Annotated in this window: 28 protein-coding genes; all 28 read left to right on the forward strand. The window is 44.6% G+C overall.

Features of this window, described 5'->3' with window-relative positions; all coding sequences use genetic code 11:
* Positions 1-10: 10 nt before the first annotated feature.
* Complete coding sequence (rpoC, locus tag ABVF09_RS18930) at positions 11-3,622, forward strand: DNA-directed RNA polymerase subunit beta' (protein ID WP_026771006.1); 3,612 nt, start codon at positions 11-13, stop codon at positions 3,620-3,622.
* A 179-nt stretch (positions 3,623-3,801) separates the two neighbouring features.
* Complete coding sequence (locus ABVF09_RS18935; RefSeq protein ID WP_026771005.1) at positions 3,802-4,053, forward strand: 50S ribosomal protein L7ae-like protein; 252 nt, start codon at positions 3,802-3,804, stop codon at positions 4,051-4,053.
* Positions 4,054-4,158: 105 nt separating this feature from the next.
* Positions 4,159-4,572, forward strand: a complete 414-nt coding sequence (gene rpsL, locus ABVF09_RS18940; RefSeq protein WP_371069845.1) for a 30S ribosomal protein S12 — start codon at positions 4,159-4,161, stop codon at positions 4,570-4,572.
* A gap of 49 nt (positions 4,573-4,621) precedes the next feature.
* Positions 4,622-5,092, forward strand: a complete 471-nt coding sequence (gene rpsG, locus ABVF09_RS18945; protein ID WP_026771004.1) for a 30S ribosomal protein S7 — start codon at positions 4,622-4,624, stop codon at positions 5,090-5,092.
* Positions 5,093-5,131: 39 nt separating this feature from the next.
* Positions 5,132-7,210, forward strand: coding sequence for an elongation factor G (gene fusA, locus ABVF09_RS18950; RefSeq protein WP_026569041.1), 2,079 nt, complete (start codon positions 5,132-5,134; stop codon positions 7,208-7,210).
* Positions 7,211-7,339: 129 nt separating this feature from the next.
* A complete protein-coding gene (gene tuf / locus ABVF09_RS18955) occupies positions 7,340-8,530 on the forward strand; it encodes an elongation factor Tu (protein WP_026569042.1) in 1,191 nt (396 codons plus the stop codon).
* A gap of 1,094 nt (positions 8,531-9,624) precedes the next feature.
* On the forward strand, positions 9,625-9,933 hold the full coding sequence (gene rpsJ / locus ABVF09_RS18960) for a 30S ribosomal protein S10 (protein WP_026569043.1): 309 nt from the start codon (positions 9,625-9,627) through the stop codon (positions 9,931-9,933).
* Positions 9,934-9,963: 30 nt separating this feature from the next.
* Positions 9,964-10,593 carry a 50S ribosomal protein L3 gene (rplC, locus tag ABVF09_RS18965; protein ID WP_026569044.1) on the forward strand — a complete coding sequence of 210 codons (630 nt, stop codon included), beginning with the start codon at positions 9,964-9,966 and terminating at the stop codon, positions 10,591-10,593.
* A 24-nt stretch (positions 10,594-10,617) separates the two neighbouring features.
* Positions 10,618-11,241: a 50S ribosomal protein L4 gene (gene rplD, locus ABVF09_RS18970; protein WP_371069846.1), complete on the forward strand. Its 624-nt coding sequence runs from the start codon at positions 10,618-10,620 to the stop codon at positions 11,239-11,241.
* Positions 11,241-11,531, forward strand: coding sequence for a 50S ribosomal protein L23 (gene rplW / locus ABVF09_RS18975; RefSeq protein WP_026569046.1), 291 nt, complete (start codon positions 11,241-11,243; stop codon positions 11,529-11,531). Before rplD ends, rplW begins: the two co-directional genes overlap by 1 nt.
* A 31-nt stretch (positions 11,532-11,562) precedes the next feature.
* Positions 11,563-12,393, forward strand: coding sequence for a 50S ribosomal protein L2 (gene rplB, locus ABVF09_RS18980; RefSeq protein WP_026569047.1), 831 nt, complete (start codon positions 11,563-11,565; stop codon positions 12,391-12,393).
* A gap of 57 nt (positions 12,394-12,450) precedes the next feature.
* A complete protein-coding gene (rpsS, locus tag ABVF09_RS18985) occupies positions 12,451-12,729 on the forward strand; it encodes a 30S ribosomal protein S19 (protein WP_026569048.1) in 279 nt (92 codons plus the stop codon).
* A gap of 18 nt (positions 12,730-12,747) precedes the next feature.
* Positions 12,748-13,089, forward strand: coding sequence for a 50S ribosomal protein L22 (gene rplV / locus ABVF09_RS18990; protein ID WP_026569049.1), 342 nt, complete (start codon positions 12,748-12,750; stop codon positions 13,087-13,089).
* A 3-nt stretch (positions 13,090-13,092) separates the two neighbouring features.
* A complete protein-coding gene (gene rpsC / locus ABVF09_RS18995; protein WP_026569050.1) occupies positions 13,093-13,734 on the forward strand; it encodes a 30S ribosomal protein S3 in 642 nt (213 codons plus the stop codon).
* Positions 13,735-13,751: 17 nt separating this feature from the next.
* Positions 13,752-14,186 carry a 50S ribosomal protein L16 gene (gene rplP, locus ABVF09_RS19000; RefSeq protein WP_026569051.1) on the forward strand — a complete coding sequence of 145 codons (435 nt, stop codon included), beginning with the start codon at positions 13,752-13,754 and terminating at the stop codon, positions 14,184-14,186.
* Positions 14,176-14,376, forward strand: coding sequence for a 50S ribosomal protein L29 (gene rpmC / locus ABVF09_RS19005; RefSeq protein WP_017473656.1), 201 nt, complete (start codon positions 14,176-14,178; stop codon positions 14,374-14,376). Before rplP ends, rpmC begins: the two co-directional genes overlap by 11 nt.
* Positions 14,377-14,402: 26 nt before the next feature.
* A complete protein-coding gene (rpsQ, locus tag ABVF09_RS19010) occupies positions 14,403-14,666 on the forward strand; it encodes a 30S ribosomal protein S17 (protein ID WP_026569052.1) in 264 nt (87 codons plus the stop codon).
* Positions 14,667-14,708: 42 nt separating this feature from the next.
* Positions 14,709-15,077: a 50S ribosomal protein L14 gene (gene rplN / locus ABVF09_RS19015; protein ID WP_026569053.1), complete on the forward strand. Its 369-nt coding sequence runs from the start codon at positions 14,709-14,711 to the stop codon at positions 15,075-15,077.
* A 35-nt stretch (positions 15,078-15,112) separates the two neighbouring features.
* Entirely contained in the window at positions 15,113-15,424 is a 312-nt protein-coding gene (gene rplX, locus ABVF09_RS19020) for a 50S ribosomal protein L24 (RefSeq protein WP_026569054.1), read from the forward strand.
* A gap of 26 nt (positions 15,425-15,450) precedes the next feature.
* Positions 15,451-15,990, forward strand: a complete 540-nt coding sequence (gene rplE / locus ABVF09_RS19025) for a 50S ribosomal protein L5 (RefSeq protein ID WP_026569055.1) — start codon at positions 15,451-15,453, stop codon at positions 15,988-15,990.
* Positions 15,991-16,020: 30 nt separating this feature from the next.
* Positions 16,021-16,206, forward strand: coding sequence for a type Z 30S ribosomal protein S14 (locus tag ABVF09_RS19030; protein ID WP_026569056.1), 186 nt, complete (start codon positions 16,021-16,023; stop codon positions 16,204-16,206).
* A gap of 29 nt (positions 16,207-16,235) precedes the next feature.
* Positions 16,236-16,634, forward strand: a complete 399-nt coding sequence (gene rpsH, locus ABVF09_RS19035; protein ID WP_026569057.1) for a 30S ribosomal protein S8 — start codon at positions 16,236-16,238, stop codon at positions 16,632-16,634.
* A 30-nt stretch (positions 16,635-16,664) separates the two neighbouring features.
* Positions 16,665-17,201 (forward strand): 50S ribosomal protein L6, encoded by a 537-nt coding sequence (gene rplF / locus ABVF09_RS19040; RefSeq protein WP_026569058.1) that lies wholly within the window; start codon positions 16,665-16,667, stop codon positions 17,199-17,201.
* 32 nt (positions 17,202-17,233) lie between these two features.
* Entirely contained in the window at positions 17,234-17,596 is a 363-nt protein-coding gene (gene rplR, locus ABVF09_RS19045; protein ID WP_026569059.1) for a 50S ribosomal protein L18, read from the forward strand.
* Between the two features lie 21 nt (positions 17,597-17,617).
* Complete coding sequence (gene rpsE / locus ABVF09_RS19050) at positions 17,618-18,121, forward strand: 30S ribosomal protein S5 (protein ID WP_074601248.1); 504 nt, start codon at positions 17,618-17,620, stop codon at positions 18,119-18,121.
* Positions 18,122-18,134: 13 nt separating this feature from the next.
* Positions 18,135-18,317: a 50S ribosomal protein L30 gene (gene rpmD, locus ABVF09_RS19055; RefSeq protein ID WP_026569061.1), complete on the forward strand. Its 183-nt coding sequence runs from the start codon at positions 18,135-18,137 to the stop codon at positions 18,315-18,317.
* Positions 18,318-18,348: 31 nt separating this feature from the next.
* On the forward strand, positions 18,349-18,786 hold the full coding sequence (gene rplO, locus ABVF09_RS19060) for a 50S ribosomal protein L15 (protein WP_026569062.1): 438 nt from the start codon (positions 18,349-18,351) through the stop codon (positions 18,784-18,786).
* Complete coding sequence (gene secY / locus ABVF09_RS19065) at positions 18,786-20,081, forward strand: preprotein translocase subunit SecY (protein WP_026569063.1); 1,296 nt, start codon at positions 18,786-18,788, stop codon at positions 20,079-20,081. The genes rplO and secY overlap by 1 nt, the downstream gene beginning before the upstream one ends.
* Positions 20,082-20,171 lie beyond the last annotated feature (90 nt).

The following is a 20,171-nucleotide window of genomic DNA, read 5'->3' on the forward strand; positions in this document are numbered from 1 at the left end:
GGTAGGCCCCTTGCTAGATGTAAATAATTTCGAATTTATGAAAATAGGTTTGGCTTCACCTGATAAAATTCGATCTTGGTCTTTTGGTGAAGTAAAAAAACCGGAAACCATCAACTATCGAACGCTGAAGCCGGAGAAAGATGGATTGTTTTGCGAAAGAATCTTTGGTCCTCAGAAAGACTGGGAATGTCATTGTGGTAAATATAAACGTGTCCGCTATAAAGGCGTAGTTTGTGACCGCTGCGGTGTCGAAGTTACCAAAGCAAAAGTCCGGCGTGAGCGGATGGGGCACATCGAGTTAGCTGCCCCAGTTTCTCACATCTGGTATTTCAAAGGAATTCCGAGTCGTATGGGTCTTGTCATGGATATGTCCCCACGTGCTTTGGAAGAGGTTATTTACTTTGCGGCATATATTGTTACGGATGCTGGAGATACGGCACTAGAGAAAAAACAATTGCTTTCCGAGAAGGAATACCGTGCATATCGTGACAAGTACGGTCAGTCCTTCCAAGCGCAAATGGGCGCTGAAGCAATCCGCAAACTTCTCCAGGATATTGATTTAGATAAAGAAGTCGACCAACTTAAGGAAGAATTGAAAACGGCACAAGGACAACGACGCACACGTGCGATCAAGCGTCTGGAAGTATTGGAAGCCTTCCGCAACTCCGGAAACGAGCCTTCCTGGATGATATTGGATGTATTGCCGATCATCCCGCCAGAGTTGCGTCCGATGGTACAGCTGGATGGTGGGCGCTTTGCCACTTCCGATTTGAATGACTTGTACCGCCGTGTGATCAATCGGAACAATCGTTTGAAACGCCTGCTTGATTTAGGCGCGCCAAGCATCATTGTTCAAAATGAGAAGCGCATGCTTCAAGAAGCTGTCGACGCATTGATTGACAATGGACGTCGCGGCCGTCCGGTTACTGGACCCGGAAACCGTCCGCTCAAGTCGCTTTCCCACATGTTGAAAGGGAAACAAGGCCGTTTCCGTCAAAACTTGCTCGGTAAACGTGTTGATTATTCCGGCCGTTCCGTAATCGTTGTGGGACCGCATTTGAAGATGTATCAGTGCGGACTACCGAAAGAAATGGCAGTGGAACTGTTCAAACCGTTCATTATGAAAGAGCTTGTCGAGAAAGGGCTCGCCCATAATATAAAATCGGCAAAGCGCAAAATTGAACGATTGCATCCGGAAGTATGGGACGTTCTTGAAGAAGTAATCAAGGAACATCCTGTTCTGTTGAACCGGGCGCCAACCCTTCACAGATTGGGAATCCAGGCATTTGAGCCGACGTTGGTTGAAGGAAGGGCGATCAGGCTCCACCCGCTCGTATGTACAGCGTATAACGCCGACTTTGATGGTGACCAAATGGCTGTACACGTTCCGTTGTCTGCCGAAGCGCAAGCCGAAGCGCGTATCCTGATGCTTGCTGCGCAGAACATTTTGAATCCAAAAGATGGCAAACCGGTTGTTACGCCATCTCAGGATATGGTACTCGGTAACTATTACATTACGTTGGAGCGTAAAAACGCAGTAGGCGAGGGGATGGTTTTCAGAGATCTTAACGAAGCCTTGATCGCTTACCAGAACGGTTACGTCCATTTGCATACTCGAGTTGCCGTAAGTGCAGCTTCTTTAGGCAATGAAACATTCAGCGAAGAACAGAAAGGCAAGTTGATTATCACTACAGTGGGTAAACTGATCTTCAATAACATGCTTCCTAATTCGTTCCCGTATATGAACGAACCAACACAGGAAAACCTGGAGCTTCGTACACCAGAAAAGTACTTTGTGGATAAAGGGGCAAATGTGAAAGAAATCATTGCCGAGCGGGAGATCATTTCTCCATTCAAAAAAGGCATACTGGGTGACATAATCGCCGAGGTATTTAAACGGTTCAAGATCAGCGAAACATCGAAAATGCTTGACCGCATGAAAGACCTAGGATTCAGCTATTCAACAAAAGCCGGAATTACCGTCGGTGTTTCCGACATTGTCGTACTGGCTGAAAAAGAAGAAATACTTGATGAAGCCCAAGGCAGAGTTGATAAAGTCTTGAAACAATTCCGCCGCGGTCTCATAACCGAAGAAGAGCGATATGACCGAGTCATTTCCATTTGGTCACAGGCTAAAGATACTATTCAAGATAAGCTGATGAAGTCTTTGAATCCACGCAACCCGATTTTCATGATGAGTGATTCCGGTGCCCGTGGTAATGCATCTAACTTCACACAGCTCGCCGGTATGCGCGGACTGATGGCCAACCCGGCAGGACGAATCATTGAATTGCCGATCAAGTCAAGCTTCCGTGAAGGATTGACGGTACTTGAATACTTTATTTCCACTCACGGTGCCCGTAAAGGTCTGGCTGATACAGCGTTGAAAACAGCTGACTCTGGTTACTTGACCAGAAGACTTGTCGATGTAGCCCAGGATGTCATTATCCGGGAAGAAGACTGCGGAACAGATAAAGGTTTGACCGTACAGTCGATTACAGAAGGTACCGAAATGATCGAACCGTTGATCGACCGTCTGATCGGAAGAACTTCGTTCCAGGTTGTCCGTCATCCAGAGACACAAGAAGTGCTGGTCGATAAGAATGAGGTCATCACAGAGGATACTGCCAAGCAGATAGTAGATGCTGGCATTGAACATGTGACGATCCGGTCCGTCTTTACTTGTAACACCAAGCATGGAGCTTGTAAAAAATGCTACGGCAGAAACCTTGCTACCGGAGACGAAGTGGAAGTCGGTGAAGCAGTCGGTATTATCGCCGCCCAGTCTATCGGTGAACCAGGTACACAGCTTACAATGCGTACGTTCCACACTGGTGGTGTAGCAGGAGACGATATCACCCAAGGGCTGCCGCGTATCCAGGAGCTTTTCGAAGCGCGTAATCCGAAAGGTCAAGCAGTTATCAGTGAGATCAAGGGAACGATCCAGGATATCAACGAGATCAAAGACAAGCAGGAAATCGTTGTACAGGGTGAAGTGGAAAACAGAACATACACTTCTCCATATGGTGCACGGTTGAAAGTCGCTGTCGGTGACCAGGTAATAGCCGGTCAGGAACTGACAGAAGGTTCGGTTGACCCGAAAGAGCTTCTGAAGGTTCAAGGCATCGACGGAGTACAACAGTACTTGCTGAAAGAGGTTCAGAAGGTTTACCGGATGCAAGGTGTTGAGATTGGCGATAAACACGTCGAAGTGATGGTTCGACAAATGCTTCGCAAAGTCCGTGTTTCCAATGCAGGGGACACCGATGTGTTGCCAGGTTCACTGCTTGAGATCCATCAGTTCAGAGATGCCAACAAAAACGTATTGCAGGAAGGCAGGCAGCCGGCTGTCGGCAGACCTGTCATTCTCGGTATTACGAAGGCGTCCCTTGAGACAGACTCCTTCTTATCAGCTGCATCCTTCCAGGAAACAACACGTGTCCTTACCGATGCCGCTATTAAAGGAAAACGAGATGAATTACTCGGCCTGAAAGAAAATGTCATTATCGGTAAGCTTGTACCAGCGGGTACCGGCATGCCGACATACAGAAAAATACAGGCTGAATTGGATGAAGTGGAAGAACCTGTTGATGTGCAACAGGCAGAAGAAATAACCCATTAATTACTTTGTAAAGACAAGGTATAGCAGGGAAGCTGACAGGAAACGGCAGATTATCGCAATCTGCCCGTTTTCCTGCCTCTATATAAAAAATCCTTCCAAATTAAGTTGACATTGAAATTCCAGGATGATACTATATTTGAGGTGCTTCCGTTTATCCTTGTTACTTTGGAGGATAGCTAATGTCTTATGATAAAGTGGCACAGGTTAAAACTGGTTTGATAATAGGAACCAAGCAAACATTGAAAGCCATGAAAAATGGTGAAGTAAGGGAAGTAGTTATTGCAGATGATGCTGATCTGCAAATAACAGAGAAAGTGTCGCGTCTTGCAAATGATTTGAGCATCCCATGCAGCAGGGTGGATTCCAAGAAGAAGCTAGGCGAAGCATGTGGCATAGATGTAGGTACAGCGACTGTGGCAATCAAGCAATAAAGTTTTGGCGAATCGTAGTTAATCGCGAAAACTTTGTTTTTTGCCTCAAAATGAACCACCTGGATATGTGGTATTACAGAATGAAGTTGAAAGGAGGAAAAACAAATGCCTACAATTAATCAATTAGTACGCAAAGGCCGTGTGAGCAAAGGAAAAAAATCCGACTCACCAGCATTGAACAAAGGGTACAACAGCTTCAAGAAAACCTTGACTAATCAATCTTCTCCGCAAAAACGCGGGGTGTGTACTCGTGTTGGTACTTTGACACCGAAGAAACCAAACTCTGCACTTCGTAAATACGCTCGTGTGCGTTTGACAAACGGTATTGAAGTCACTGCTTACATTCCTGGTATCGGACACAACCTTCAAGAGCACAGTGTAGTGCTTATTCGCGGAGGTCGTGTAAAAGACTTGCCAGGTGTACGTTATCACATCGTCCGTGGAGCGCTTGATACAGCCGGAGTAGAAGGCCGTGCGCAAGGACGTTCGAAGTATGGTACAAAGAGACCTAAAAAATAATGCAGCAATTGCTCATTCTTAAATAGATAAACAGAAAGGAGGAAATCATATGCCACGTAAAGGACCAGTAGCAAAACGTGATGTATTGCCAGATCCGTTACACAACTCTAAGCTTGTTACTCGTTTGATCAACCAAATCATGATTGACGGACAACGAGGTAAAGCTCAGAAGATTCTTTATAAAGCATTTGAACTTGTACAAGAACGCAGCGGCCAAGACGCCATGGAAGTTTTTGAACAAGCGATGAAAAATGTTATGCCAGTACTTGAAGTACGCGCACGCCGTGTGGGGGGTTCTAACTACCAAGTACCTGTAGAGGTGCGCCCCGAACGTCGCCAGGCGTTAGGCCTACGTTACATTGTCAACTACTCCCGTCTTCGCGGAGAAAAAACAATGGAAGAACGCCTTGCAAACGAAATCCTTGATGCTTCAAACAACACAGGTGCATCTGTCAAGAAACGCGAAGATATGCACAAAATGGCTGAAGCCAACAAAGCATTCGCTCATTACCGCTGGTAATCTAAAAACTAAACATTATATCAGGAAGGAGAAAGATGCATGGCTAGAGAATTCTCCTTGGAAAAGACTCGTAATATCGGTATCATGGCTCACATCGATGCTGGTAAAACCACTGCTACCGAGCGTATTCTTTTCTACACAGGACGTATCCATAAAATTGGCGAAACCCACGAGGGTGCTTCTCAAATGGACTGGATGGAGCAGGAACAAGAGCGTGGTATCACCATTACTTCTGCTGCAACAACTGCTCAATGGAAAGGTCACCGTATCAACATCATCGATACACCAGGCCACGTGGACTTCACAGTCGAAGTAGAACGTTCCCTGCGTGTACTTGATGGTTCTGTAGCAGTTCTTGATGCTCAATCTGGTGTGGAACCACAGACAGAAACCGTTTGGCGTCAGGCTACAACTTACGGTGTTCCTCGTATTGTATTTGTAAACAAAATGGATAAAGTAGGTGCAGACTTCCTTTATTCCGTTGGAACACTGGGCGACCGTCTGGGAGCAAACGCTCATCCAGTTCAATTGCCAATTGGTGCAGAGGATAATTTTGAAGGAATTATCGATCTGATTTCCATGGAAGCATATTACTACATGGATGACCTGGGTACCCGTGCGGAAGCACGTCCGATTCCGGACGAATATAAAGAACAGGCTGAAGAATATCGCACCAATTTAGTTGAAGCAGTAGCTGAGCTGGACGAGGAACTTATGATGAAGTACTTGGAAGGCGAAGAAATCTCCAACGAAGAGTTGAAAGCTGCTGTTCGTGCCGCTACGCTAAGCGTTGAATTCTATCCTGTTTTCTGTGGATCTGCCTTTAAAAACAAAGGGGTACAGTTGCTGATCGACGGTGTCATCGACTACCTGCCATCACCAACTGATGTACCTCCGATCGAAGGACATGTACCACAAACAGAAGAAAAAGTTGTCCGTAAATCCGATGACAATGAGCCATTCTCAGCATTGGCATTTAAGGTTGCAACCGACCCTTATGTCGGAAAACTGACTTTCTTCCGCGTATATTCCGGTACATTGAACTCCGGTTCTTATGTACGAAACTCTACGAAGGATAAGCGTGAGCGTGTAGGTCGTATCCTGCAAATGCATGCCAATTCCCGTGAAGAAATTTCAACCGTTTATGCCGGCGATATCGCTGGTGCTGTCGGACTGAAGGATACTGGAACAGGGGATACACTTTGTGACGAGAAGTCACTGGTAATCCTGGAATCCATGGAATTCCCTGAGCCGGTTATCGATGTAGCTATCGAGCCGAAGACAAAAGCAGACCAGGACAAAATGGCTGTTGCGCTAGGCAAGCTGGCTGAAGAGGATCCAACTTTCCGTACAGAAACAAACACGGAGACAGGCCAAACAATTATTTCCGGTATGGGTGAACTTCACCTGGACATCATTGTTGACCGTCTGAAACGTGAATTCAAAGTTGAAGCTAATGTTGGTGCTCCACAGGTTGCTTATCGTGAAACTTTCCGTGCTTCTGCTGAAGTAGAAGGTAAGTTTGTAAGACAGTCCGGTGGTAGAGGTCAATACGGCCACGTTTGGGTCAAATTTGAGCCAAACGAAGAAGGCGCCGGCTTCGAATTTGAAAACAAAATCGTTGGTGGTACTGTTCCTCGTGAATACATCCCTTCCGTAGAAGCTGGTATCAAGGAATCTATGGAAAACGGTGTGTTGGCAGGATATCCATTGATCGACGTCAAAGCGACCTTGTTCGACGGAAGCTACCATGACGTTGACTCTAACGAAATGGCCTTTAAAGTTGCCGCATCAATGGCACTTAAGGCTGCAAAAAACAAATGTCAACCAGTCATTCTGGAACCAATGATGAAAGTCGAAGTTACGATTCCGGAAGAATATATGGGAGACATCATGGGTGACGTAACATCCCGTCGCGGACGTGTTGAAGGTATGGGCGCTCGTGGTAATACACAAGTCGTAAATGCTTTCGTACCGCTTTCCGAGATGTTCGGTTATGCAACGGCGCTTCGTTCCAACACACAAGGAAGAGGTCAATATACGATGCACTTTGACCACTACGAAGAAGTACCGAAGAGCATTTCCGAAGAAATTATCAAAAAAAATGCTGGTGAATAATTGATTTTTTTCTGTTCATCGCGTATAACTTGTATTGTAAGCTTAGAAACGACTTCTTGGTTGTTTCTAAGCGGCAAATACATTGATTATAAAATCAACACTTTTACTTACTTAAAGGAGGAAATATAAATGGGTAAAGAAAAATTCGATCGCTCCAAAGACCACGTTAATATTGGTACTATCGGTCACGTTGACCACGGTAAAACTACTTTGACTGCTGCTATTACTACAGTACTGCACAGCCGTTCTGGTTCTGGTACTGCAATGGCATACGACCAAATCGACGGTGCTCCAGAAGAGAAAGAACGCGGAATCACTATCGCAACTTCTCACGTTGAGTACGAAACTGAAAACCGTCACTATGCGCACGTTGACTGCCCAGGTCACGCTGACTATGTTAAAAACATGATCACTGGTGCTGCACAAATGGACGGAGCTATTCTTGTAGTATCTGCAGCTGACGGTCCGATGCCGCAAACTCGTGAGCACATCCTTCTTTCTCGCCAGGTTGGTGTACCGGCAATCGTTGTATTCTTGAACAAAACAGACATGGTAGACGATGAAGAACTTCTTGAGCTAGTAGAAATGGAAGTTCGCGACCTACTATCTGAGTATGACTTCCCTGGTGACGATGTACCTGTAATCAAAGGTTCTGCTCTTAAAGCTCTAGAAGGTGACGAAGAGTATGCAAACAAAATCTTCGAACTTATGGATGCTGTTGATGAGTACATCCCAAGACCAGACCGTGACACTGAAAAACCATTCATGATGCCAGTTGAGGACGTGTTCTCTATCACTGGTCGTGGTACAGTTGCTACTGGCCGTGTTGAGCGCGGACAAGTTAAAGTTGGTGACGAAGTTGAAGTTATCGGTCTTGCTGAAGAAGCAGCTAAAACAACTGTAACTGGTGTAGAAATGTTCCGTAAGCTTCTTGACTATGCAGAAGCTGGCGACAACATTGGTGCACTTCTACGTGGTGTGGCACGTGACGATATCAATCGTGGCCAAGTTCTTGCAAAGCCAGGTTCTATCACTCCACATACAAAATTTAAAGCAGAAGTCTATGTCCTTTCTAAAGAAGAGGGTGGACGTCATACTCCATTCTTCGGTAACTACCGTCCGCAGTTCTACTTCCGTACAACTGACGTAACTGGTGTTATCACACTTCCAGAAGGCGTAGAAATGGTTATGCCTGGTGACAACGTAGAAATGAGCGTAGAACTTATTTCTCCAATCGCTATCGAGGACGGAACTAAGTTCTCTATCCGTGAAGGTGGCCGTACAGTAGGCGCCGGCGTTGTTGCTTCTATCCAAGAATAAGTTGGAACAATGAAAATTAAGCAGACAGCTAAAAGCTGTCTGCTTTTTCGTTATTATGAAGATGCAACGAAATAGAGACAAACGTGTAGCTGTCAAAACAGCAAAATCGAGAGATGATCAAAATCTCGAACATTTCGAATTCGACCGCCTTTTTTCTATAAGGTACCAGCTTGACCTGACAATTAATAAAGATTAATGACCTCCTCTGTGAAAGAATGGTGTAAAAATTCCGCTCCGGCAAGGGAATTCGCTTCTAACGGCAGCTTTCTTCTTGAATGGTATCGTTGCATATTGAAAACTACATTAAAGGATCTGTTTTATCCCGTGGGAAGAATATAGTTAGCTTTTGTCGTGATTAGCTCTCAGAGATTCTGACAGGATTGCTTTCTTACCAACTACCAATCTGCCAAGAAAGTTTTGATAAATCGAGGTTAGAGAACCGTGACCCGACGAAAGCAACATACAGAGATTCCTCTGTAGAAAACCCTGCATAAACATTTCATGGAAGGCGCTGGATTTGTACGCAGCGAATCGAGGATCAAACGTCAGAATGAAAGGAATTTTAACCAAGGATAATTTTCTTGTTTCTCTTTTCATCCATTGTATAGTCAATCATAAAGGAGTTTATGTTATGTCCTTGTTATTTTTTCGTGTTTCAAACACGGGATAACGGTAAGAACGCTTTTGGATTCAAGTGGAGTTGTTTCCATAATAAATAATTCGGTCCAGCAACTTTCGCAGTTTTTCATTTTATTACCACCAAAAAACAGGAATAATACCTTGAAAACAGGGGTGAACCTCCTGTATAATACGGGAAGTGCCGTTGAAACTGCACCTTAAAGGAACTTTTCAAAAGAGAAGGGTTGTACTTGTTTTGAAACAAGTGCTTTCGCGTTATTTTTTCGAAAGGCTCCTTTCTTCACATTTAAGGTTGCAATGACCGCTATTATTCTATATAATAAGTAATGTTGGTCATAAAAGGCGATGATGCGGAAGGTTGTTGGCACACCCGGCCCCTTTGCCATGGCGGGGATGCCAAGGAATTTTCGCGGAGAATGTCTATTATAAAATGGGCGAAAAAAGGAGGGAAAATAATGGCAAAAGAAAAGATTAGAATTCGTTTAAAGGCGTATGATCACCGTATCCTGGATCAATCTGCCGAGAAGATTGTAGACACAGCGAAGCGTTCTGGTGCTAATGTATCCGGACCAATCCCGCTTCCAACCGAAAAATCAGTGTACACAGTACTTCGTGCCGTACACAAATACAAAGATTCTCGTGAGCAATTTGAAATGCGCACACATAAACGTCTTATCGATATTGTAAGTCCAACACCGCAAACGGTTGACTCGCTAATGCGTCTTGATCTGCCGTCTGGCGTGGACATTGAAATTAAATTATAAAGAATTCAAAGATATTAGGAGGTGTGACGGATGGCGAAAGGAATCTTAGGTCGAAAAATCGGCATGACACAACTTTTCAGTGAAGAAGGAGAATTGACTCCTGTAACTGTAATTCAAGCCGACCCGAACGTTGTTCTTCAAAAGAGAACACTTGAGAATGACGGATATGAAGCAATTCAATTGGGTGTAGCTGATCAAAAAGAAACAAAGGCGAACAAGCCGGCAAAAGGGCATGCTGAAAAAGCAAACACAACTGCTAAGCGCTTCATTCGTGAAATCCGTGATGCTAACCTTGACGACTATGAAGTAGGCCAAGAGGTTAGTGTTGAGATTTTTCAAACTGGAGACAAAATCGATGTTACTGGAACTTCTAAAGGGAAAGGATTCCAAGGTGCAATCAAGCGCCATAATCAATCCCGCGGACCAATGACCCACGGTTCTCGTTACCACAGAAGACCAGGTACCATGGGTGCCATTGACCCGATGCATGTTTTCAAAGGCAAAAAACTTCCTGGACAAATGGGCGGAGAGCAAGTAACACTTCAAAACCTTGAAGTAGTAAAAGTCGACGCTGAACGCAACCTTATTCTTGTAAAAGGTAATGTGCCGGGAGCGAAAAAATCATTCGTTAAAATCACGAGTGCAGTTAAGGCTAACTAATCATAAACGAAGGGAGGATATGTCATGCCTAAAGTAGCACTTTATAACCAAGGCGGATCACAAGTCGGCGATTTAGAACTTAATGATGCCGTTTTTGGTATTGAACCAAACACACACGTTTTACACGAAGCTGTTGTTATGCAACGCGCTTCTTTACGCCAAGGAACACACGATGTAAAAAACCGTTCTGAAGTACGCGGTGGTGGACGCAAACCATGGCGCCAGAAGGGTACAGGACGTGCCCGTCAGGGATCCATCCGCTCTCCGCAATGGGTAGGCGGCGGAACTGTATTCGGCCCTACACCACGCAGCTATAGCTACAAACTACCGAAGAAGGTACGCAGATTGGCGCTAAAATCTGCTCTTTCCTCTAAAGTGAACGAAGAAAGCCTGGTTGTCCTTGATAGTCTTGCATTCGATGCACCGAAAACAAAAGAAGTGGTAAACGTACTTTCTGCTCTTAATGTAGATGGTAAAGCATTGATCGTAACTGCCGATCAGGACGAAGTTGTTGCACGTTCTGCTAACAACTTGCCAAACGTGAAGGTTTTGACTGTGAGCGAAGTTAACGTACTTGACTTGCTTACGCATGACAAGCTGATCTTGACAAAAGAAGCAGCTGAAAAAGCAGGGGAGGTGCTTGCATAATGAAGGACCCACGAGATATTATTAAGCGCCCGATAATCACGGAACACTCTGCTGACTTGATGGCAGAAAAGAAATACACCTTTGAAGTGAACACCAAAGCCAACAAAACAGAGATAAAAGACGCTGTTGAGTTGATTTTTGATGTGAAAGTAGAAAAAGTCAATACAATGAATCTCAAAGGTAAATTCAAGCGGATGGGTCGTTACGGTGGATACCGTCCAAACCGCAAGAAAGCCGTTGTGCAATTGACAGAAGACAGTAAAGAACTTGAATTCTTTGAAAGTGTATAAATAAAACCTATTAAAAAAGGAGGGAAACAAGATGGCGATTAAAAAGTATAAACCAACTTCTAATGGTAGACGCGGCATGTCCACTTCCGATTTCGCTGAAATCACAACCGACAAGCCGGAAAAATCCCTGTTGAGCCCGATTCACAAACGTGGCGGTCGTAACAACCAGGGTAGATTAACAGTTCGTCATCAGGGCGGCGGCCATAAGCGCCAATATCGTATCATCGATTTCAAACGCGACAAAGATGGAATACCAGGACGCGTTGCTACAATCGAATACGATCCAAACCGCTCCGCAAATATTGCATTGATCAATTATGCTGATGGTGAAAAGCGATACATCCTTGCACCTAAAGGCCTGACTGTAGGTACTGAAATTATTTCTGGACCAGAGGCTGACATCAAGCTTGGAAACTCGCTTCCACTGCAAAACATTCCAGTAGGTACTATCATTCATAACGTAGAATTGAAGCCTGGCCGCGGCGGACAACTAGCCCGTTCTGCAGGAGCTCAAGCTCAAATTCTGGGACGTGAAGATAAATACGTATTGGTACGTCTGGTATCTGGTGAAGTACGCCTAGTACTCGGCACTTGCCGTGCTACAATCGGACAGGTAGGAAACGTAGAACACGAATTGATCAATGTTGGTAAAGCAGGACGTTCTCGCTGGAAAGGCAACCGTCCAACTGTTCGTGGTTCTGTAATGAACCCTAACGATCACCCACACGGTGGTGGTGAAGGTCGCGCACCTATCGGTCGTAAATCACCAATGTCTCCTTGGGGCAAACCTACGCTTGGTTACAAAACGCGTAAACGCAACAAGCCGACGGATAAATTCATCGTTCGTAAACGTAAAAAATAACGGGATTGAAAGGCGGGAGATAAACCCCGTCTGTCAATCGCAAAGGGAGGTTTATGTATGGGTCGCAGTTTGAAAAAAGGACCTTTCGCAGATGACCATTTAATGAAAAAAGTCGAAAAATTGAACGAAGACAACAAGAAGCAAGTTGTGAGAACTTGGTCTCGCCGTTCAACTATATTCCCTAACTTTGTTGGTCATACCATCGCTGTATATGACGGTCGCAAACACGTACCGGTATATGTCACCGAAGATATGGTCGGACATAAATTAGGTGAATTCGCGCCAACCCGCACGTTCAAAGGGCATGCTGGCGATGACAAGAAAACAAAACGCTAATGAGAGGAGGCACTCTTGATGCAAGCTAAAGCCGTTGCGAAATCTGTTCGTATTGCTCCTCGTAAAGTTCGTTTAGTCGTAGATTTAATTCGAGGAAAAAAAGTCGGAGAAGCCGTTGCAATTCTAAACCATACACAACGCGGTGCATCACCAGTTGTGGAGAAGGTATTGAAATCAGCTATCGCTAATGCTGAGCACAATTATGAAATGAACCCGGATGATTTGGTAGTATCTGAAGCATTCGTAAACGAAGGCGTCACACTGAAACGTTTCCGCCCTCGTGCAATGGGTCGTGCTAGTCAAATCAATAAAAGAACCAGCCATATCACTGTGGTTGTATCAGAACAGAAGGAGGGATAATCAGTGGGTCAAAAAGTTAATCCTGTAGGACTTCGTGTCGGCGTCATCCGTGACTGGGAATCCAAATGGTACGCTGGCAAAGATTATGCAGATTTGTTACATGAAGACATAAAAATTCGTGAATATATCGAAAAGCGTCTGAAGGATGCAGCCGTTTCAAGTATTGAAATTGAACGTGCAGCCAATCGCGTGAACATTTCTATTTCAACTGCAAAACCAGGAATGGTTATCGGTAAAGGCGGTTCCGAAGTAGAAGCATTGCGTAAATCTTTGAATGCTTTGACTGGTAAGAGAGTTCACATCAACATCGTTGAAGTGAAAAAAGCAGATCTTGACGCTACGCTGGTAGCTGAGAATATCGCACGTCAATTGGAAAACCGTATTTCTTTCCGTCGTGCTCAAAAACAAACGATCCAACGCGCTATGCGTGCGGGAGCCAAAGGTATCCGCACTCAAGTTTCCGGTCGTCTTGGTGGAGCCGACATTGCCCGTGCAGAACATTACAGCGAAGGAACTGTACCACTTCACACACTTCGCGCTGACATTGACTATGGTACTGCTGAAGCAGATACTACGTATGGTAAACTTGGTGTCAAAGTGTGGATCTATCGTGGAGAAGTCCTTCCAACTAAAAACAATCAATAAGGAAGGGGGAACGCATTATGTTAATGCCTAAACGTGTAAAATATCGTAAACAACACCGCGGCCGCATGACAGGTAAAGCGAAAGGCGGCACGACTGTTGCATTTGGTGAATATGGACTACAAGCTTTAGACGCTTCTTGGATTACTAGCCGTCAAATCGAGGCTGCTCGTATTGCAATGACCCGTTATATGAAACGTGGCGGTAAAGTTTGGATCAAAATCTTCCCGGACAAACCTTATACTGCTAAACCTCTTGAGGTTCGGATGGGTTCCGGTAAAGGTGCCCCAGAAGGATGGGTCGCTGTAGTAAAACCAGGTAAAATCATGTTTGAAATCGCCGGAGTTTCTGAAGAAGTGGCACGTGAAGCATTGCGTCTTGCTTCTCATAAACTGCCGATCAGAACGAAATTTGTAAAACGTGAAGAAATTGGTGGTGAAATCAATGAAGGCTAATGAAATCAGAGAATTAACCACTGCCGAAATTGAACAAAAAGTTAAATCTTTAAAAGAAGAACTGTTCAACCTGCGTTTCCAACTAGCCACCGGCCAATTGGAAAACACCGCACGTCTTCGTGAAGTTCGTAAATCAATCGCACGCATGAAAACTGTTGTACGTGAAAGAGAACTAAGCGTTAATAACTGATAAACCTGAGAGGAGGTTAGCCTCACATGAGTGAACGTAACAATCGTAAGGTCTATAACGGCCGTGTAGTATCAGATAAAATGGATAAAACCATTACAGTATTAGTCGAAACCTACAAATTCCATAAGCTTTATGGAAAACGTGTTAAGTACTCGAAGAAATTCAAAGTGCATGATGAAAACAACCAAGCGAAAATCGGAGATGTTGTACGCATCATGGAAACTCGTCCGCTTTCAGCTACGAAGCGTTTCCGTCTAGTTGAAATTGTCGAAGAAGCGGTTATTATTTAATAAAGTTCGCTCGGAAGGATTCCGAAGGGAGGTTCAAGCAGTATGATTCAACAAGAAACTCGTTTAAAAGTTGCAGATAACTCAGGAGCACGTGAAGTGCTTGCGATTAAAGTTCTGGGCGGTTCAGGCCGTAAAACTGCCAATATCGGCGATGTGATCGTTTGTACGGTGAAACAGGCAACACCAGGCGGCGTTGTTAAAAAAGGTGAAGTCGTACGTGCTGTCATCGTCCGTTCTAAAAGCGGAATGCGCCGTAAAGACGGATCTTACATTCGATTTGATGAAAATGCAGCGGTAATTGTACGTGACGATAAAAGTCCACGCGGTACTCGTATCTTTGGACCGGTAGCACGTGAATTGCGCGATGCTAAATTCATGAAAATCGTTTCCCTAGCTCCAGAAGTACTATAAGCGAATTAAAAGCCTTGTAAGGAGGTGCAGCAAGCATGCATGTTAAAAAAGGTGATAAAGTTCAGGTAATAGCTGGCAAGGATAGCGGCAAACAAGGCACTATTCTCGAAGCATATCCGAAAAAAGAGCGCGTGTTGGTGGAAGGCATCAACGTCGTGAAAAAGCACGCAAAACCTTCTCAGGATAACCCGCAAGGCGGAATTCTTAACCAGGAAGCACCAATTCATGTTTCCAATGTAATGCCGATCGATCCGAAAACCGGCGAACCAACTCGCGTTGGACATGAAGTGCGCGACGGCAAGAAAGTCCGTATAGCTAAAAAATCCGGTGAAGCATTAGATAAATAAATCAGCGGTGAAAGGAGGGCTACTCGATGAACGAATTGAAGAAAAGATACCAAGAGGAAATCGTTCCTTCATTGGCAGAAAAATTTAATTATGAGTCAGTAATGCAAGTGCCTAAAATAGAAAAAATCGTAATCAACATGGGTGTGGGTGATGCTGTTCAGAACACGAAAGCGTTGGATAACGCCGTGGAAGAACTATCGCTGATCTCCGGACAACAGCCAGTGGTTACAAAAGCAAAGAAATCAATTGCAGGATTCCGTTTGCGTGAGGGAATGCCTATCGGGGCAAAAGTAACCCTTCGCGGTGAGCGCATGTACGAATTCCTTCAAAAGCTGATCGGAGTATCATTGCCACGTGTGCGTGACTTCCGTGGTATCTCCAAGAAAGCATTTGACGGACGCGGTAACTATACGCTTGGAATTAAAGAACAATTGATTTTCCCGGAAATTAATTATGATAAAGTCAACAAAGTTCGCGGTATGGATGTAGTTATCGTAACCACTTCTAATACTGACGAAGAAGCACGTGAACTTTTAGCTCAGCTTGGCATGCCTTTCCAAAAATAAGCATTAGAGCTAACACAAGGAGGGAAAATTGTGGCTAAGAAATCAATGATTGCGAAACAAAAACGCAAACAGAAATTCAAAGTACAAGAGTACACACGGTGCGAACGCTGCGGACGTCCACACTCTGTATTGCGCAAATTCAAACTTTGCCGTATTTGTTTCCGTGAACTTGCCTATAAAGGTCAAATTCCTGGTGTCAAAAAAGCAAGCTGGTAATCCCCGATCAGGGAAGGAGGTAATGAATAATGGTTATGACAGATCCAATCGCAGATATGCTTACTCGTATTCGTAACGCCAACATGGTACGCCATGAGAAGCTAGAGGTGCCTGCTTCTAAGCTTAAAAAAGAGGTTGCAGACATTCTGAAGCGTGAAGGCTTCGTACGCGATTACGAATTTATCGAAGATAACAAACAAGGTGTTCTACGTATTTTCCTTAAATACGGTGCTAATGAAGAAAGAGTCATTTCCGGGCTGAAGAGAATCAGTAAGCCAGGATTGCGTGTCTACGCTAAAGCCGACGAAATACCAAAAGTATTGAACGGACTTGGCATCGCAATTGTTTCTACTTCAAAAGGCGTTTTATCTGACAAAGAAGCACGTGCGCAAGCAATTGGCGGCGAAGTGCTAGCATATATTTGGTAATTTATTCAGACAAGATAGGAGGTGCTTTGAATGTCTCGTGTAGGTTTTAAAATTTTGGAAATCCCAGAGGGTGTGGAAGTCAAATTAGATGGAAACACCGTTACAGTTAAAGGTCCTAAAGGAGAGCTTTCCCGTACTTTCCACCCGGACATCGAAGTGAAAATCGAAGATAATGTTCTTACTGTAGAGCGTCCTAGCGACAGTAAAGAGCATCGCGCCCTGCATGGTACTACCCGCAGCTTGATCGGCAATATGGTTGAGGGAGTCCATAAAGGATACGAAAAGAGCCTGGAGATTAATGGTGTAGGTTACCGTGCTACGAAGCAGGGCAACAAAGTAGTCATTAACGCAGGATATTCCCACCCAGTGGAAATCGAACCACGTGAAGGAATCGAAATCGACGTTCCTGCCAATACAAAAGTTACCGTAAAAGGTATCGACAAAGAATTAGTCGGAGCTGTAGCGGCTAATATCAGAGCCATTCGTCCGCCTGAACCTTATAAAGGCAAAGGTATCCGTTACGAAGGCGAATATGTACGCCGTAAAGAAGGTAAAACTGCAAAATAAGGTAGGTTAGGGAACAGAAAGGAGTGACCTAGATGATCACAAAGCCCGACAAGAACGTTGTGCGTAAAAAGCGCCACACTCGTGTACGTAAAAATCTGTTCGGAACAGCTGAACGTCCGCGTCTGAACGTTTACCGTTCAAACAAACACATCTACGCACAGCTTATCGATGATATGAACAGCAAAACGTTGGCAAGTGCATCTACTGTAGACAACGATCTAAACCTGGAAGCAACAGGTAATGTAGAAGCTGCTCAAAAAGTAGGCGAATTGCTTGCTAATCGCGCAATCGAAAATGGACACAAGAATGTGGTGTTCGACCGCGGAGGTTACTTGTACCACGGCCGTGTAAAAGCATTGGCAGATGCTGCTCGTGAAGCAGGTCTTGAATTTTAATCGAAAAAGGAGGGACATATATTGCGTACTAACATTGACCCGAACAAATTAGATATCGAAGAACGTGTAGTTACTATAAACCGTGTCGCAAAAGTAGTAAAAGGTGGTCGTCGTTTCCGTTTTGCTGCACTAGTCGTTGTCGGCGACAAAAACGGTCATGTAGGATTTGGCACTGGTAAAGCTCAGGAAGTACCAGATGCAATCAGAAAAGCAATCGACGATGCAAAGAAAAATCTAATAACTGTACCAATCGTAGGAACAACCATCCCCCACGAAATCACTGGCGGATTTGGCGCAGGAAGCATCCTGATGAAACCTGCTGCAGAAGGTACCGGAGTTATCGCAGGCGGACCTGTCCGTGCGGTACTTGAACTTGCTGGTATTGGTGATATCCTATCCAAATCACTTGGATCCAACACACCAATCAACATGGTTCGCGCCACAATCAATGGATTGAGCGAGCTGAAGCGTGCAGAAGATGTTGCCAAACTACGTGGTAAGTCAGTAGAAGAACTGTTAGGATAAGGAGGGAAATCACATGGCTAAAAAGTTAGAAATTACCCTCACGCGCAGTGTCATTGGCAGAAGTGAAGGCCAAAAGCTTACAGTCAAGACACTTGGCTTGAATAAAATCCGTCAATCGGTAGTCCGTGAAGATACTCCTGCCGTCAGAGGCATGATCAATAAAGTATCTCACTTAGTATCGGTAAAAGAAGTATAATTAACGAAAAGCGCAAAGAGGAGGTGCTCGCATGAAACTTCATGAATTGAAGCCAGCAGAAGCTCGCAAAAAACGTAATCGTGTAGGCCGAGGAATGTCTTCAGGTAATGGAAAAACAGCTGGGCGCGGACATAAAGGACAGAAAGCTCGTTCAGGCGGCGGTACTCGTCCTGGTTTCGAGGGCGGCCAAATGCCTTTGTTCCAACGTCTGCCTAAGCGTGGATTTACCAACATTCACCGCAAAGAGTTTGCGATCGTAAATTTGGATACTCTGAACCAATTTGACGAAGGCACAGAAGTTACACCTGAGCTTTTACTTGAAACTGGTGTTGTCAGCAAGCTAAAAGCCGGCATTAAAGTTCTTGGAAATGGTAATATTGAAAAGAAACTTACCGTAAAAGCTCATAAGTTCTCTGCTTCAGCTAAGGAAGCTATTGAAGCAGCGGGCGGTCAAACAGAGGTGATTTAATGTTCCGTACAATCTCCAATTTTGTGCGCGTGGGTGACATTCGTCAAAAAATCGTATTCACCTTGTTGATGCTGATCGTATTTCGGCTTGGTACGTTCATTCCCGTACCTTTTACCAATCGTGATGCCATCGGTGATATGAATGAACAAAGTGTGTTTGGATTTTTGAACACGTTTGGCGGTGGGGCTTTGCAAAATTTCTCCATCTTTGCTATGGGGATCATGCCTTACATTACCGCTTCGATTATCATGCAGTTGTTACAAATGGATGTTGTACCTAAATTCACTGAATGGAAGAAGCAAGGTGAAGTAGGGCGTAAAAAATTGGCCCAGTTCACGAGATATGGAACGATAGTTCTTGCTTTTATCCAGGCTGCTACCATGTCTATCGGGTTTAACGCTATGACGAACGGAATGCTGATAGTAGATCCTGGTTTTGGCAAGTTTGCAGTTATCGCGCTTGTTTTAACAAGTGGAACCGCATTTCTTATGTGGCTCGGTGAGCAAATCACAGCCCATGGCGTAGGAAATGGGATTTCGATCATAATATTCGCCGGTATTGTTGCGGCAATTCCGAACGGCGTTAACCAAATATTTGAACAGTACTTTGGCGGAGATGTCGGCGATGATCTGTTTATCAACATAGTCATTGTCGCTTTAATTGTGTTGGTGGTTTTGGCAGTGGTTGTCGGAGTCGTTTTCATCCAGCAAGCATTGCGTAAAATCCCGATTCAATATGCCAAACGTTTAGTAAATCGTTCGCCAGTCGGCGGCCACTCTACTCATTTACCGTTAAAAGTAAATGCAGCTGGAGTAATCCCGGTTATCTTTGCTGTCTCCTTTATCGTGGCACCGAGAACCGTGGCCGGATTCTTTGGAAATGACGGCATGGCGGGAACGATTCAAACCATTTTTGACTATACACAGCCAATAGGAATGGTGATTTACGTAGCCTTGATCATTGCTTTCACTTATTTCTATACATTTGTTCAAGTGAATCCTGAACAAATGGCTGAAAACCTGAAAAAACAAGGCGGATATGTTCCTGGCATACGCCCGGGTAAAAATACCGAAACGTATTTGACCCGTGTTATGTATCGACTTACTTTTGTAGGAGCTTTGTTTTTAGCAGCCGTTTCTGTACTTCCACTAGTCTTGGGCAGTCTTGCTAATCTGCCACAGACAGTACAAATTGGCGGAACAAGCCTCTTGATTGTTGTAGGAGTTGCCTTGCAGACGATGAAACAACTAGAGAGTCAGCTTGTAAAACGCCATTACAAAGGCTTTATCAAGTGAACCGGTCATGCTGTCCTTGCTGGTGCCTTGCATGTTTAGCATGACAGCAAACCGAGTTTCTTTAGAAGAAATGAGAGCGAGGGGAAAGTC

Source organism: Sediminibacillus sp. JSM 1682029 (assembly GCF_041366435.1).
In the GTDB taxonomy this organism is placed as follows: Bacteria; Bacillota; Bacilli; order Bacillales; family Amphibacillaceae; genus Sediminibacillus; species Sediminibacillus terrae.

Excerpts from the sequence above, each read along its gene's own strand:
- secY (WP_026569063.1), top strand. The coding sequence starts at position 18,786 with ATGTTCCGTACAATCTCCAATTTTGTGCGCGTGGGTGACATTCGTCAA.
- rplR (WP_026569059.1), top strand. The coding sequence starts at position 17,234 with ATGATCACAAAGCCCGACAAGAACGTTGTGCGTAAAAAGCGCCACACT.
- rplE (WP_026569055.1), top strand. The coding sequence starts at position 15,451 with ATGAACGAATTGAAGAAAAGATACCAAGAGGAAATCGTTCCTTCATTG.
- rplW (WP_026569046.1), top strand. The coding sequence starts at position 11,241 with ATGAAGGACCCACGAGATATTATTAAGCGCCCGATAATCACGGAACAC.
- rplB (WP_026569047.1), top strand. The coding sequence starts at position 11,563 with ATGGCGATTAAAAAGTATAAACCAACTTCTAATGGTAGACGCGGCATG.
- rpsG (WP_026771004.1), top strand. The coding sequence starts at position 4,622 with ATGCCACGTAAAGGACCAGTAGCAAAACGTGATGTATTGCCAGATCCG.
- fusA (WP_026569041.1), top strand. The coding sequence starts at position 5,132 with ATGGCTAGAGAATTCTCCTTGGAAAAGACTCGTAATATCGGTATCATG.
- rpsQ (WP_026569052.1), top strand. The coding sequence starts at position 14,403 with ATGAGTGAACGTAACAATCGTAAGGTCTATAACGGCCGTGTAGTATCA.
- rplN (WP_026569053.1), top strand. The coding sequence starts at position 14,709 with ATGATTCAACAAGAAACTCGTTTAAAAGTTGCAGATAACTCAGGAGCA.
- rpmD (WP_026569061.1), top strand. The coding sequence starts at position 18,135 with ATGGCTAAAAAGTTAGAAATTACCCTCACGCGCAGTGTCATTGGCAGA.
- rpmC (WP_017473656.1), top strand. The coding sequence starts at position 14,176 with ATGAAGGCTAATGAAATCAGAGAATTAACCACTGCCGAAATTGAACAA.
- rpsS (WP_026569048.1), top strand. The coding sequence starts at position 12,451 with ATGGGTCGCAGTTTGAAAAAAGGACCTTTCGCAGATGACCATTTAATG.
- rpsH (WP_026569057.1), top strand. The coding sequence starts at position 16,236 with ATGGTTATGACAGATCCAATCGCAGATATGCTTACTCGTATTCGTAAC.
- rplF (WP_026569058.1), top strand. The coding sequence starts at position 16,665 with ATGTCTCGTGTAGGTTTTAAAATTTTGGAAATCCCAGAGGGTGTGGAA.
- tuf (WP_026569042.1), top strand. The coding sequence starts at position 7,340 with ATGGGTAAAGAAAAATTCGATCGCTCCAAAGACCACGTTAATATTGGT.
- rplD (WP_371069846.1), top strand. The coding sequence starts at position 10,618 with ATGCCTAAAGTAGCACTTTATAACCAAGGCGGATCACAAGTCGGCGAT.
- rplP (WP_026569051.1), top strand. The coding sequence starts at position 13,752 with ATGTTAATGCCTAAACGTGTAAAATATCGTAAACAACACCGCGGCCGC.
- rpsL (WP_371069845.1), top strand. The coding sequence starts at position 4,159 with ATGCCTACAATTAATCAATTAGTACGCAAAGGCCGTGTGAGCAAAGGA.
- rplC (WP_026569044.1), top strand. The coding sequence starts at position 9,964 with ATGGCGAAAGGAATCTTAGGTCGAAAAATCGGCATGACACAACTTTTC.
- ABVF09_RS18935 (WP_026771005.1), top strand. The coding sequence starts at position 3,802 with ATGTCTTATGATAAAGTGGCACAGGTTAAAACTGGTTTGATAATAGGA.
- rplO (WP_026569062.1), top strand. The coding sequence starts at position 18,349 with ATGAAACTTCATGAATTGAAGCCAGCAGAAGCTCGCAAAAAACGTAAT.
- rpsJ (WP_026569043.1), top strand. The coding sequence starts at position 9,625 with ATGGCAAAAGAAAAGATTAGAATTCGTTTAAAGGCGTATGATCACCGT.
- rplV (WP_026569049.1), top strand. The coding sequence starts at position 12,748 with ATGCAAGCTAAAGCCGTTGCGAAATCTGTTCGTATTGCTCCTCGTAAA.
- rplX (WP_026569054.1), top strand. The coding sequence starts at position 15,113 with ATGCATGTTAAAAAAGGTGATAAAGTTCAGGTAATAGCTGGCAAGGAT.